Below are 14,110 nucleotides of genomic sequence, written 5' to 3'. Positions count from 1 at the left end.
GGTCCAGCATGGCTGAATTCACCGATCGACTGCGCCCGCTGCTGCTCGGCGCACTGCTGTGCGGCGGCGGCGCAATGGCGGCAACGCCGCTGGGCGTGATCGAAGGCACCACCGGCACCGTCAGCTTTCACGGCGGCCTGCTCAGCTCCCCCTGCAGCCTGACGCCGGACAGCCGGGATCAGTCCGTCGATCTGGGCGACATCAGCGCACGCGACTTCCGCAACGCCGGCGATCGCAGCGCGCCGGTGCGTTTTCGCCTCTCGTTCCGCAACTGCCTGCTGGGCGCGCGCGCGCTGGCGGATAACCCGGCCGGCCCGCGCAACGGCGACGCCGGCCGCCTCTATCTGCAAGGTGAGCAGGCCGCCACGCTGGTGTTTCTCGGCGAAAGCGACGTCGACAACCCGTCGTTGCTGAAGCTGAACGGCGGCGTACAGGGCATCGGCCTGCGGCTGCAAGACCAGCAGGGCCAAGTGCTGGAGCTGAATCAGCGCAGCCGCCCCTACATTCTGCAACCCGGCAGCAACACTCTGTGGTTCAGCGCCAGCGTGGAATCCACCCAACGGGCAGTGATGGCCGCCGGGTTCGCCGCCGTGGCGCACATTCAGGTGATTTACCTGTGAGGCTCGAGAACGCGATGAAAACTCAACTGACCAAACTCTGCCTGCCGCTGGCGATTGCACTGGCGGCCCCCGCCGCCTGGGCCAACGGCTACGTCACGCCGGACGGCGGGCCGAAACAGTTCTATATCGATCTGAATGAAACCAACATCACCAACCAGGTGGGGTTCACCAAACTGTTTCCCTATGATCTGGGCGGCACCTATACCGGCAAGGTGTATTGCGATACCCCTATTCCCACCAGCCCGCACTTTTACAAGTCGGATTCGGCGTTGCCCCCCTCCGACTACGGCAACGGTTATTTAAAACTGAATGACTTTTTGGATTTGAAAGCCGAGGTGTGGATTGCCGGCAACAAGAACGCCTACGTCACCGTGCCTTTTTACAACGAATCGAATTTGCTGAGCCAACACCGCTGCCAGCCGCCGTACTTACAGGTCAACAACTACGGCAGCGGTTCCAAAGGCAAGATCACCTTCCGGGTGCGCAAAAAGATCATCAACGGCGTCGAGATTAACGATCGGCAGATCATCGAGATGTACGGCCGCCTCGGCTCAACCGACGGCGGTTTCGGCCCCAATCCGATGGCGCAGGTGTTTATCCAGTCCGCGATCCTCTACGTGCCGGATAAATGCGTGGTGAACGAAGGCCAGCTGATCAACGTGGAGTTCGGCGAGATCGGCGGCAGCGATCTCAACGGCTCGAACTATCCGCAAAGCATTCCGGTGCGCTTCCAGTGCGAGGGCGGCAGCTTCGAGGACGGCACGCTGAACATCAAGCTGGCGGTGTCGGGCACGGCGGCCGCCTTCAGCAACGAGGTGTTCAAAACCGACAAGAACGATCTCGGCATCCGGCTGACGCACAACGGCCAGCTGGTGATCCCGAATGAGTTTTACCCGGTGCCGAACATCGGCAACGGCGGCTCCTGGAACCTGGTGGCGGCGCCGTTCGCCAACGGCGGCGCAGAGATCGGCGAAGGGGAATTCAACGCATCGGCCACCATCGTGGCGGCATTCCAGTAACCGAGGGAGGAACGGAAAATGCGTCTACGCGCTTTAGCGCTGCTGAGCTGCGCGCCCTGGTGGTTTGCCGCCGTGCCGGCGGCGGCGAACACCGAGCTTATCGGCGCGCCGGTGCAGTTCCACGGCACCGTGGTGAGCCGCCCGTGCAATCTCGAACCGCAGTCCGCCGATCAGTTGGTGGATATGGGCACGGTGATCGTCAAAACCCTGTACCGCTACGGCCATACCACGCCGGTACCGTTCAGCATCAAGCTGACCGACTGCAAGACCACGGTGTTCAAATCCGTCAGCGTGACCTTCAGCGGCACCGAAGACGGAGAGCTGCCGGGCAGGCTGGCGATCAACAACGGCGCGAACGGCGCCGCCATCGCCCTGTTCGATCATCAGGGCGCAGATATCGATCTGAATAAGGCCACCAGCGCCGTCGCGCTGCAAAACGGCCCCAACAGCCTGAACTTCACCGCCTATGTGCAGGGACGGCCGAGTGCGATTCAGAACCAAAGCATTACCGAAGGCGAATTCACGTCCGTCGCCAATTTTGTGCTGGCGTACCAATAAGCCCGCACCGCCCCAGGGAAATCAGGAAAACGACCGGCGCGCGAACGCCGGCGATTGGCCGTCACCGTTCGCTCCGGCGCGGTGCCGCAGCCTTTTAAGGAGCCACCCATGCCAGATATTCGCTTCACGCTGTTCGACAGCGATAACTTCTACCAGCAGGGGCTGCGTCTGCTGCTGCAGGACTATCTGCACTCCCTGAACGAATGCCACCGCCGGTACCCGCAGTTCTCGCCGCTGGCGCTGCAGGCCTTGGATAACATCGAAATCGTGTTCCGCACGCCGGAAGAGCGCTGGGGCTGCGCCTGCTGCTACCAGAGCCCCTACGGCATCCCGCGCCAGCGGCAGCTGACCCTGCTGATCCTCGACGACGCGACCCAGCAACAGGTGAAAAACCTGCCGCCGCTGTTCAGCATCCATCGGCGCGATTCGGCCTACGCCATCCGTCTCAAGCTGCAAATGGCGTTGGAAAAATTCATCCAACATCCGTGGGTGGCGCTGCACGCCGCCGGCATGTGGAAATGCCAGGCCTGCCGCATCGCCGCGCTCAGCCACTGCGAGAAAAAGGTGCTGGGGTTGATGAGCAGCGGCATGTCCGCCTGCAGCATCGCCGGCCTGCTGCAGCGCAGCCAGAAAACCATCAGCGCCCATAAGCGTTCGGCGATGCGCAAGCTCAACGTGCGTAAAAACAGCGAGCTGAATAAGGTGCTGCTGAACCAGCGGGGTTTGGGGTAAAGGCGATAACAGGCCATTATGCGCCAGGTTGCTGGAACATCGCCGCCAACATATCGACAAGCAGCGCCGCATAATGGCCGGTGGGGTCGAGATCGGGATCGAATACCGTCACCGTCATGCCGCAGCACAGCGGATTTTGCAGCAGACGCGCGCCGATATCCTCCAGCCATTGCCGATCGATGCCGGGCGACCCCGGCGAATCGACCGCCGGCATCACTGTTTGATCGAGTACGTCCACGTCGAGATGCAGCCAGAAGCGCCACTGCGGCTGCGCGGCCAAGACGCGTTCGATCCGCCGGGCGATTTCCGCTTCCCCGATGCGGTGGGCGGTAAAAACATCAATGCGCTCAATCGCCGTCTGCGCGATATCCGGCCAGGCGAAGTCCACATCCCGGCTCTCGCGTTCCCCCAGCTGTACGATTTGCCGTTCCGGCACCAGCGGCGGCGTGACGCCGGGCCAGGTCGTCAGCAGGGGTTCGCCACGGCCGCTCGCCAACGCCAAATCCATCCCCGCCACCGCCCCCAACGTCTGTTCGGCATCGTAATTGCCAGGGTGGCGGAAGTCGCTGTGCCCATCGATATGCACCAGGGACAGCGGCCCCGCCCGGCGCGCCCCGGCTAACGCGCCCAATAAAACCGAACAATCGCCACCGATGACCAACGGAAAATCTCCCCCCTCCTGTACTGCGGCCACCGCCTCCGCCAGCTGTAAATTGAAGGTGCGAATAGCATGCCCATTGCGAATGCGGGTGCCCGGCTGCGCCAGCGGGGAATACGACGGCTTCGGCAGGGTGCTGACCGCGCCCGCCGCCAACCTTTCCACCAGCCGCTGCGCCATCAGCGCCTGCGGCGCCCGCCAGGCGCCGGGCACATGGCCGGGCCGCAACGGCCGCAGGCCCAGATTGCTCGGTGCAAGAATGAGGTGCATACGTGCGATCTCCGTGCAAAAAACGTCGTCGTAGCCAAAAGCATAAGCGCCGCCGCGCCGGGCGCGCGTTCTTTTTTCAATCTTGCGCGGCGCATAGCGAACAGGGCAAAAGCGGTTTACTCTGAACACCTATTTTCACACTGCAAAGCGAACCGGAATTCATGCCCAGAACAGCCAAAGTCGTTGACGTCCCCGCCCTCGGCGAGCTCGATCGCCAGGCGGGCCAGCTTAGCCACCAGCTGGCGCAGGCCCTGCGCCAGGCCATCCATCGGGGCGATCTGAAAGCGGGCGATCTGCTGCCCTCGACGCGTCGGCTGTCGGCGGCGCTGAATCTGGCGCGCGGCACGGTATTGGAGGCCTTTGCTCAGCTAACGGCGGAAGGTTTTCTCGAACCGCAGCCCGGCTCCGGTACCCGGGTCGCTCACTATCAGGCGCCGCGCCGCACGCCGCACGCCAACGCGCAGGCGAGTTCGGCGGTCGCGGTTCCGCTTTCTTCACAGGCGCAGCATCTGGCGCGCTTCGCCGCCCAGGCGCGGGCGCTGCCGCCGGTGCCGTTCACCGTCTCGGTGCCGATCGGCGATACCGCGCCCGACGATGTCTGGCGGCGGCTCGGCAACCGCATCCGGGCGCGCGGCCCCGGCGCCCCGTCAGGCTACGGCGATCCGCTGGGCGCGTTGCCGCTGCGCGAAGCCATCTGCGACTATGTGCGCCGTTCCCGCTCGGTCAACTGCACGCCGCAACAAATCCTCATCACCGCCGGCACGCAACAAGGGCTCTATTTGGCCGCGCAGATCCTGTTGGACGCCGGCGACAGCGCCTGGGTGGAAGATCCCGCCTACGCCGGCATTACCGCCATTTTCGACAGCCTGTTTCGCGATCGGCACATGATCAGGGTGCCCGTCGTCGACGACGGCATCGATGTTGCCGCCGGCGTGCGTCTGGCCGCCGATGCCCGCGCCGCCTTTGTCACGCCGTCGCATCAATATCCGCTGGGCATGCCGATGAGCATGGCGAAAAGAAGCGCCCTGCTGGCCTGGGCCAAAGAGCGGCAGGCCTGGATCGTGGAAGACGATTACGACAGCGAGATGCGCTACGCCGGTCACCCGTTCCCTTCGCTGCAGGGGCTGGCGCCCGAGCGGACGCTCTATCTCGGCACCTTCAGCAAGGTGCTGTTCCCTTCCCTGCGGCTGGGTTACGCCATCGTGCCACCGCCGCTGGTCGACGCCTTTTGCGGCGCCAGGATCCTGATGGATCGCCATCCGCCCAGCGCGGATCAACACGTGCTGGCCGCCTTTATCGCCGAAGGGTATCTCGACCGGCATATCCGCAAAATGCGTAGCGTCTACGCCGAGAAACGCCGGGTGCTGATCGAGGCGATCAACACGCATATCCCCGCCGATTTGGCGGTAGTGCAGCCCTGATCGCAGGGCATGCACATGGTGCTGTGGCTGAGGAAAGATCTCGATGACGTGCGGGTCGCCCAATGCGCCAACGAAGCCGGATTGGCGCTGCGGGCGGTGTCGCCGATGTATGCACCCGGCCACGGTGAACCGGGCCTGGTGCTGGGGTTGGGCGGTTATGCCGACCGCCAGGTGCAACAGGCGGTGGAACGGCTCGGACAGGTGATCCTGGCCTGCACCGGCAGCGGTGCCTAGCGGGAAAAGCGCTTGGCGCCGAACACGCAAACCACCACGCCGGCCATCACGGCGATCATCATCGGCTGGACGGTTTCCTGCAGCAGCCAGGCCGCCAGCGCCAGGCCGAAGAACGGCTGCAGCAGCTGCAGCTGCCCGACGGCGGCGATGCCGCCCTGCGCCAGGCCGCGATACCAGAAAATAAACCCAATCCACATGCTGAACACCGAGACGTACACCAGCGACAGCCAGGCAGCGCCGCTGACGGCAGGCCAAGCGGCCGGCGCCGCCCACCACGCGGCCGCCAGCGTCAACGGCAACGCCACCACCAGCGCCCAGGAGATGACCTGCCAGCCGCCGATCCGACGCGACAGCACCGCCCCTTCGGCATAGCCCAGACCGCACAGCAGCACCGCACCGATCATCAGCGCATCCCCTTGCCAGGTACCGCCGTTTCCCTGGCTCAGCGCGAACGCCCCCACCAGCGCGGCCCCGATCCCGGAAAAGGCCCAAAAAGCGGGCTTGGGCCGCTCTCCGCCGCGCAAGACGCCAAAACCGGCGGTCGCCAGCGGCAGCAGGCCGATATACACCAGTGAATGCGCCGAGGTGGTGTGCTGCAGCGCCAGCGCCGTCAGCAGCGGGAAACCGATGACCACGCCGAGCGCCACAAACAGCAACGGCGGCAAATCGGCCCGCGTCGGCCGCGCCTGGCGGGTGATCAGCAACGCACACAGGGCCAGCAAGGCGGCAATCGCCGCCCTGACCGCCGTCAGAAACAGCGGATCGAGCTCCAGCACCGCCACCCGCGTGGCGGGCAGCGAGCCGCTGAAGATAATCATGCCGAGGAAGCCGTTCATCCAGCCCTGAGCCGAATGCCCGACCTCGGGATGAGCGGGGGTAACAACGAGAGTTTTTTCAGACTGACTGTCCATGATGCGAACGCTCCGCACGCCTGAGGCATACCGAAATCGGCAACCCGCGAGGCGAGGTCATAGTGAAAGAGAACAGCATTCCCCGGCGTCGCTTGCCGGGGCTGCGTTCTATTTTTCAGATAAAGCGGTTCACGGACAGGTCCAGATAGCGAGATTTTCACTGTGCCGGTTGCCAAAGTGCGCCGCTAACGCCAGAGAAGGGCGTTTTTCGGGCTGTCCTTGGCCGTTTGGCGGCACTGCCTGCGGGGTATCATGGACTTTTATGCGTTTTTGCAGAACAGGACAAGGTGCCGTGGTGAAACCCTTCTTACGCAGTGGCAGTTTGGATGATGTGCTGGCTTTAGGCGAGAACGGGCAACCGATCTACGCCTGCGCGCAGCAGCTGCGGGAAACCCTGCGTCTTCGCCAGCAGCCACAGGCCGCCGACTGTCTGGCGATCCCCCAGCCGAACGAAAGCGGCACCCGCATCGACTGGTATGCGCCCTTCCCGGGAAAGGTCACCTCCTGGCTGGCGGCCAGCGACGCCCAACGCGCGCAGGCGGTGCGCCACCTGGAACACTGCCTGGCGACCTTCCGCAGCCTGACGGAGCAGACCCAGGCGACCGCTCATCCCAGCCACCGCCTGTTCGGCGCGCTGCTGGCCAAAGCGATGCATATTCCCGATCCCAACCACGTCTACCTGGTAGACGACCGGCCGGTGCTGACCTTTTGGGGCTTTATCAAACCGCAGGCGCAGAGCCCGGACGATCCGTTAGCCTGCCTGCGCCCGCTCGAATCGGAAGTGGAAAAACCGGTGCCGATCGCCGCCGCCCCACGCAAACCGGCCTTTGTCGAACCGGTAAAACCGGCCCCGGCCGCCGAGCCTGAACCGGTGCCCGCTCCGGCGGTACCCGTCGAATCCCCTGCCGTCGTTCGCCCACGTCGGCGCCACGCGCTGTGGCTGTTGCCCGTGCTGCTGTTAGGCAGTGCGGCGCTGGCCGCCTGGCTGCACCGCTCACCGCCGCCGCAACCGGCGATACCGACTGAGGTGCACCCTCCGGCAGCGCCGGAAAAAACCGCCGCGCCGTTGCCTAAGCTGCGTTTGCCGCTGGCGCACGCGACGCTGATGCCGCCGCCACCGGCGCCGGTCATCCCGCAGCCGGCGGACAAAAATGCGCTGGTGCTACCGCCCGAGGCGGTGAAGGCCGGCTCCACCCGTTTCCTTAACGGCAAATGGCGCGCCACGGTGGCGCTGAAAGATCCGATCACCGGCAAACGCCCCAGCCTGCAATACCGCCTGAACGCGGGCAAAGGCAACGCCATCATCGCCTACGGCGACGGCGTCACCTGTCGGGTCGCGGTCGAAGCCGGCCTGATGCAGTCCGGCAATCTGGTGATCAACAGCCGCACCAAGGCACGCTGCAGCGACGGCAGCCGCTATCAGATCCCGGAAATCGTCTGCCGCCAGGGCGAGACCGGCGCGGCGGAGTGCACCGGCCGCTACGATGCGGACACCACCTATCCCATGACGTTCAAGCGTGAGAGTAAATGATGCTGGCCCCCCTTACTGACTACAAACACGGCGTTACGCTGATTCAGGACAGCGGCATTCAGTTTCTGGACTTTGCCCTGACGCCGCGGCTGGACGCCGAGTTTCCCGGCAAATTCGTGCGCAAGACCGCCAGTGGCCCGCTGCTGCGCCTGCAATGGGAGGCCGAGAGCGGCAAATACCAACTGCCGGCCGAGGGCGGACAAGCCGCCGAAGTGGTGCGGCCGGAGTTCAGCTACCCGCTGCAGCAGTCGCTGCGCCTGCTGGATAAGCTCTGGCTGCCGTTGCCGTTCCTGCGCTACACCGCCTCGGGAATGTTTTTATCGGGCCCGGATAACTGGGCACGTCTGCAGGTGGTGCAGTTGGATGAGCCGGATCAGGACGGCAACCTGCTGCGCGTGGTGCTGGCCTTCGACACCCGTGCCGCCGCGCCCGGCCAGGAAGCGTTGGCGCCGGGCGAAAGCGATCTCGGCACCGGGCTGAACTTCACGCTGGCGCACCGCAACCACGAGCTGGGCGAGTTCCTCGATCTGACCTGGGTGGACGGCTGGCTGCGCGAGGCGTTCAGCCAGCGTGCCACCGAGCGGGAACAGCGCGCCGAGGCGGAGATCAACGCCGGGCTGAAAACCTTCGAGTATCAGGCGCACTACCTCAATCTGTTGCACATGCTCGGTCATCAGCTGGCGGTGCCGCAGATAAAAATGGTGGCGGCGACGCTGCAACAACCGGCGATCGACGTCGATCTGGTGCTGGACGTCGGCAATTCTCACACCTGCGGCGTGCTGGTCGAGGACCATCCGGAAGAGAGCAACGGCCTGAAGCAAACCTATGAGCTGCAGCTGCGCTCGCTGTCCGAACCGCATCAGGTCTACAACGAACTGTTCGAGAGCCGGGTGGAGTTTTCTCAGGCCGTCTTCGGCAAACCGCATCTGTCGTTCCAGAGCGGGCGCGACGATGCCTTCCAATGGCCGTCCATCACCCGCGTCGGCCGTGAGGCCGCGCAATTGGCGCAGCGACGCGAAGGGCATGAAGGCACCACCGGCATCTCCAGCCCACGGCGTTATCTGTGGGACGAGGAGCGCTATGCGCCCGGCTGGCGCTTCAACGAGCGGCACGAGCCGATGGCCGCCGCCGCGCCGTTAACCACCCTGATCAACGATGAGGGCGTGCCGCTGTCCGCCCTGCCGACGGCCGAACGGCTGCCGGTGTTCGCCGCCCATTACAGCCGCAGCGCGGTGATGAGCCTGATGTTGAGCGAGCTGTTGGCGCAGGCGCTGATGCAGATCAACAGCATCGCCCAACGCAGCCGCATGCCGAACGCCGCCGCGCCGCGCCGTTTACGCGCCATCATCCTGACGCTGCCTTCGGCGATGCCGAAGCCGGAGCGCGAGATCTTCCGTCGCCGCATGCAGGAAGCGATTGGGCTGGTATGGAAAGCCCTCGGTTGGCACCCACAGGATGCGCCATTTGACGGCACGCACACCCGCTTCCCGGCACCGCAGGTGCAGATCGAGTGGGATGAAGCGACCTGCGGCCAAATGGTCTATCTGTACAACGAAACCCAGGTGAACTTCGCCGGCCGCACCGACGCCTTCTTCGCCGCCATGGCGCGGCCCGATCGGCCGCTGGCGCCGGGTGAACAGGCCGGGAAAACGCTGCGCATCGCCTCCATCGACATCGGCGGCGGCACCACCGATCTGGCGATCACGCACTACTCGCTCGACGACGGCGTGGGCAACAACATCAAAATCAACCCGCGCCTGCTGTTCCGCGAGGGCTTTAAGGTCGCCGGCGACGACATCCTGCTGGACATTATCCAGCAATTTGTTCTGCCCGCCGTGCAACAGGCGTTCGAAGCCGCCGGCGTGAACGCCGCCGCGGCGCTGATGGACAAACTGTTCGGCAACGAAGGGCGCATGGACGGGCTTTCCACCCTGCGTCAGCAGGCCGCGCTGCAGATCTTCATGCCCGCCGGGCGTGCGCTGCTCGGTGCCTATGAAGAATACGATCCGCTGGACAGCCGGGCGGAAATCGCCGCCAACCTCGGCGATCTGCTGCCGCAGCCGCCGACGCCGCAGGTGCTGGCGTTTATCAACGGCGAAGTGCAGCGCGAAGCCGACAGCGACGCCTTCGATATTCTGCACACCCCGCTGGTGATCCGCCTGGCCGATCTGCACGCCGCCTTCTTGTCCGATCGCATCGGCATCGGCCGCTGCCTGCGCCTGCTGGCCGAGGTGGTGGCGCTGTATACCTGCGACGTGCTGCTGCTGACCGGTCGCCCGGCGCGTTTCCCCGGCGTGCAGGCGCTGCTGCGCCACCTGCAGCCGCTACCCGCCAGCCGCATTCTGCCGCTTGAGGGCTACCACACCCGCAGCTGGTACCCGTTCAACAAACGCGGCCGCATCGACAACCCGAAATCCACCGCCGCGGTGGGCGCCATGCTGTGCCTGCTGGCGATCGATCTGCGGCTGGAGAGCTTTTACTTCAACGTCGGCGATTTCCAGCCCTACTCCACCATTCGCTATCTGGGCATGCTGGACGGCAACAACATGCTGGCGGACGATAACGTCTATTACCGCGACATCGATCTGGATCGCGCCGATTTCGCGCTCGATCCCGCCGGCAGCTTCCAGCTGCGCGGCCCACTGCGTCTGGGCTTCCGACAGTTGGACAACGAACGCTGGCCGGCTTCCCCGCTCTATACGCTGACCATCAATGACGCCCAGCTGGCGCGCAAGCTGGCCGGCGACGCGGTGATCGGCCTGCGTCTGGCCATCACCGCCAGCGCCGAGCAGGGCGCCGAAAGCGTCAAGATCGCGCAGGCGGTGCTGGCCGACGGCAGTCCCGTCCCGGCTCACCACCTGCAACTGAAACTCAATACCCTGGCTGCCAGCGCCTCCGGTGCGACCCACTACTGGATAGACAGCGGGAGCATTTACCCACGATGAAAACGCACACCTTTGCCCTAGCGGCCCCGAATAACGCGCTCAGCGCCGGCATTGTGCAGGCGATCGACTGGGTGGACGCCACACGCCGACAATCCGCCCGCCTGGAGCGGGAAGCCGATCGACTGACGCTGCGTCTGCGCGGTTGCCATAACCGCGCCGTCCAGTTGGAAAACACCCGGCCTGCGCAGGTCGCCATCGGTTTGTATGGCCACAACGCCGCCGCCAAGGCCCATCTGCTGGCGGCGCTGGCGCCTGGCGCCAAACGCTTCAACGCGGACCTGTCGCTCGCGGTGCGCTACTGCACGGCGGCCGAAACGGGGCCCGCCGATTATCCGATCGCCCTCGCGCTGCTCAACGAAGCGCAGTGGTTGGCCATCACGATCGACGCCGCCGCGATGCGCGGCTTTCGCCCGGACTGGGACGCCCGCGCCATCGCCGGCCATTTGCAAGCGTTGGCGCGCCACCGCCAAGCCGTCGCCCTCGATGGCCTCGACGGCAACGCCGTGCTGGCGCTGTGGGACAATCAACGCCGCCACGGCGGCAAAGAGCAACCCACGCTCGACAGGCACTTCTGGCCGCAGGCAGTGACGCTGGCGCCGCAGCTGAGCATCGACGATCGCGCGCGCCTGTTTGCACCGCTGTGGGGAGAGGAGACGACGTTGACGGCGCGTTATCGCCAGCTGGCGCACGCGCTGCATACCCTCGGCGACAACCGACAGGTTCATGCACCGCGCCGCGCGTTGGCGCAGCTGACCGCAAACGCCGTACCGGAAAACGCCACGATCGCCGTCATGACCGAACAAGGCGATGAACGGGAGATCGCACTGAGCGATCTGGCCTGGCTGACCGCCGAAGTGACCACCGTTCTGCCGCAGACGGCGCAGGCGGGCCTGCCCGCCGATGTGGCGCTGATCGACCTGCCCGGCAGCCGCAGCTGTCCGCAGGCGGAGCCGGCGCAGCGTCTGCAACAGGCAAAGCGCGCCCATTTATTGACCCGCTGTGCGGACGGCCTGCACGCCAATCTGTTGCTGGTAACCGATGCCGCCGCCACGCCGCAGGACGCCGCGCGCGTCGGCCAGGCGCTCGGCGATTGGGTCAACCACACCCAGGGGGAAACCCCGGCGCTGCGCCAACGCCGCAAGCCCGGTTTAATCTGGGCAATCACGCCGTTCGACTCGCGTCAGGAAGGCAAAGCGCGGCCCGACGACGCCGTCCAGCGTCAGGTCGGCGAGCCCGGCGACAGCTGGGCCACGCTGCTGGCGCTGGATGAACAGGACTGCCGCCGCATGGTGAACTATCTGGCCGCTCAGGCGCGTCCGGCCCACAAGCAAGCGCGCCTGCTCGAACAGCGTGAGGAATTGCAGCGCGAGCTGACGGAAAGCCTGCTCGGCAACTGGCTCACCGCCGCCGATCCGCACGCGACGCAGCAACGCGCGCAACAGCTGCTGCGCGCACTGCAGGCGCAGGCCGGCCGCCACGGCGAACTATTGGAACGGTTGCTGCCCCAGCGCGATACGCTGCGCCAGCTTTATCAGCAACAGCAGCACAGCGCACCAGCCCCGACGATGGCGCCTTCACCATTCGGGCTGGATATCGATCTGTTCGGCGAGCAAGAACCCACCGCGTCGGGCAGTCAGCCCGCATCGCCTTTTGCCGCGCGGATCTTCGCGGATTGGATCAACCATCTGCGTGCGCTGCCGGACAGCCGCCGGTTGTTGGATCTGCTTGGCGTCGAGAAACCGCACCTGGAATTGCTGGTCGATGCGCTGATCGGCGCCGCCTGCCGCCTGCAGCTCGACGACGAACTGGAGCGTGCGCTGTACGCCGGGGGCCTGCCGGAACAGGGTGAAGATCGGCAGATCAGCCAGGCGCTGGCGCTACTGGGCGACTTCGTCGCCTGGCTCGGCTTCCCGCGGCGCGATACGGCAACGCGCCCCGAGAGCCGCGTCAACCCCGGCCAGCCGATCTTTACCCCGCCGCCGCAGCCGGCGGTGGACTGGAGCGGCCAGCAGCGGCTAACCCGGCTGGCGCCAACGCCGACCAAAAATACCGCGTTTTATATCTATGACTGGCTGATCGGCCTGCAAACCCTGCTGGCGGAGAATGCGGCACAGGCGCAGCCCGCGCTGGCAGACGAGCAGCGCGCCGACCTGGCGGCGATCGTGGCCGCTTTACGCGCGGTGCCATAGTAGACGCCGCCGGCGATCAGTGGCAGGCCGGCCCGGCCGACATCACTTCGCGGAAATGGGTGACCAGCGGGCGCAGGTTGGCCTTGTGCCACACTGCCCACAGCTGCGTGGTGTATTGCATCCAGGGCAGTTCGCGCAGCACCACGCCCTGCGGCGCGTTATGCCGCAGGCTGTGCTGGATCAGCGTCATCCCCAACCCGGCGGCGACCAACCCCAGTGCGGTCAGCGGCTCGCCCGCTTCCAGCCGAATATCCGGATCGAACCCGGCCTTCACGCAGGCCGCCACGAAGTCGTCGCGCGAATGAGCATCCTCTTTGTGGATCACCGAGATCCAGGCCTGATCGGTGAGATCCGCCGGCTGCAGCGTCTCCCTTTCAGCCAGCGGATGCGTCTGCGGCAGGGCCAGCAGCATGCGATCGTCCAACACCTGCGTATAGTCCAAATCCTGATCGTCGCGATCCGGCGCCGTATTGACCAACGCCACGTCCAGGCTACGCTGCCGCAGCCCTTCCAGCTGCATGGAAGAAGGTTGGCTGTAAAGCACGATGTGCACATCCGGCCGGGACACCCGCAGCGATCGCAATGCGTTCGACAAAACGCCGGAGTGCATCGCATTTTCGATATAGCCGATGCACAGCCCGCCGTCTTCCCCCCGCCCCAGGCGGCGCCCGAGCGACTCGAGCCGGTTGGCGTGCGTCAACAGGGCGCGGGTTTCGGCCAGAAACGTCTGGCCGTCGGCGGTCAGGCGGATGCGCTGCTGATTGCGCTCAAACAGCATCAACCCGAGGCGCTCCTCAAGCTGGGAAATCTGCCGGCTCAGCGGGGACTGGGAAATGTGCAGCCGTTCGGCGGCGCGGCCGACGTGCTCCTCTTCCGCCACCGCGACAAAGTATTTCAACTGACGTAAATCGATCATGTGAGACCTCAAAGGACTTAACTTAGACAAATTATGTCCTATCAAGTCACAACTTGCCACGTTATCTTTAGCCTCGTGACGGGGCAGACAGGTATGAGCCCCATAA

At 65.2% G+C, this 14,110-nt stretch carries 10 protein-coding genes and 1 pseudogene; 8 read left to right on the top strand and 3 right to left on the bottom strand.

Features of this window, described 5'->3' with window-relative positions; all coding sequences use genetic code 11:
* Positions 1–8 precede the first annotated feature (8 nt).
* The 4 genes from FUU19_RS04515 (at position 9) to FUU19_RS04500 (ending at position 2,929) form a co-directional block, all read left to right on the top strand.
* A complete protein-coding gene (locus FUU19_RS04515; protein ID WP_197834621.1) occupies positions 9–620 on the top strand; it encodes a fimbrial protein in 612 nt (203 codons plus the stop codon).
* A gap of 14 nt (positions 621–634) precedes the next feature.
* Complete coding sequence (locus FUU19_RS04510) at positions 635–1,639, top strand: fimbrial protein (protein WP_142110654.1); 1,005 nt, start codon at positions 635–637, stop codon at positions 1,637–1,639.
* Positions 1,640–1,657: 18 nt separating this feature from the next.
* Positions 1,658–2,197, top strand: a complete 540-nt coding sequence (locus FUU19_RS04505) for a fimbrial protein (protein WP_230489958.1) — start codon at positions 1,658–1,660, stop codon at positions 2,195–2,197.
* Positions 2,198–2,305: 108 nt separating this feature from the next.
* A complete protein-coding gene (locus tag FUU19_RS04500) occupies positions 2,306–2,929 on the top strand; it encodes a LuxR C-terminal-related transcriptional regulator (RefSeq protein ID WP_197834620.1) in 624 nt (207 codons plus the stop codon).
* Between the two features lie 16 nt (positions 2,930–2,945).
* Here FUU19_RS04500 and FUU19_RS04495 read toward each other — a convergent pair whose 3' ends face one another.
* A complete protein-coding gene (locus FUU19_RS04495) occupies positions 2,946–3,857 on the bottom strand; it encodes an arginase family protein (RefSeq protein WP_230489957.1) in 912 nt (303 codons plus the stop codon).
* Between the two features lie 161 nt (positions 3,858–4,018).
* Here FUU19_RS04495 and pdxR point away from each other — a divergent pair.
* A pseudogene (gene pdxR, locus FUU19_RS04490) lies at positions 4,019–5,512 on the top strand (MocR-like pyridoxine biosynthesis transcription factor PdxR).
* Here pdxR and FUU19_RS04485 read toward each other — a convergent pair.
* Complete coding sequence (locus tag FUU19_RS04485; RefSeq protein WP_230489954.1) at positions 5,509–6,423, bottom strand: DMT family transporter; 915 nt, start codon at positions 6,421–6,423, stop codon at positions 5,509–5,511. The pseudogene pdxR and the gene FUU19_RS04485 sit on opposite strands and share 4 nt — an antisense overlap.
* A gap of 292 nt (positions 6,424–6,715) precedes the next feature.
* On the opposite strand from FUU19_RS04485, the gene FUU19_RS04480 reads away from it, so the two are divergent.
* The 3 genes from FUU19_RS04480 to FUU19_RS04470 are packed head-to-tail and all read left to right on the top strand — an operon-like array spanning position 6,716 to position 13,088.
* A complete protein-coding gene (locus FUU19_RS04480; protein ID WP_230489952.1) occupies positions 6,716–7,954 on the top strand; it encodes an SrfA family protein in 1,239 nt (412 codons plus the stop codon).
* Positions 7,954–10,899: a virulence factor SrfB gene (locus FUU19_RS04475; protein ID WP_230490338.1), complete on the top strand. Its 2,946-nt coding sequence runs from the start codon at positions 7,954–7,956 to the stop codon at positions 10,897–10,899. The genes FUU19_RS04480 and FUU19_RS04475 overlap by 1 nt, the downstream gene beginning before the upstream one ends.
* Positions 10,896–13,088, top strand: coding sequence for a virulence factor SrfC family protein (locus FUU19_RS04470; RefSeq protein ID WP_230489950.1), 2,193 nt, complete (start codon positions 10,896–10,898; stop codon positions 13,086–13,088). The genes FUU19_RS04475 and FUU19_RS04470 overlap by 4 nt, the downstream gene beginning before the upstream one ends.
* A gap of 16 nt (positions 13,089–13,104) precedes the next feature.
* On the opposite strand, the gene FUU19_RS04465 is transcribed toward FUU19_RS04470, so the two are convergent.
* Complete coding sequence (locus tag FUU19_RS04465) at positions 13,105–14,004, bottom strand: LysR substrate-binding domain-containing protein (RefSeq protein ID WP_141972040.1); 900 nt, start codon at positions 14,002–14,004, stop codon at positions 13,105–13,107.
* Positions 14,005–14,110 lie beyond the last annotated feature (106 nt).

The sequence above is a fragment of the Serratia montpellierensis genome, assembly GCF_020858655.1.
In the GTDB taxonomy this organism is placed as follows: Bacteria; Pseudomonadota; Gammaproteobacteria; order Enterobacterales; family Enterobacteriaceae; genus Serratia; species Serratia montpellierensis.
This window is presented reverse-complemented; position numbering and strand designations above follow the sequence as displayed.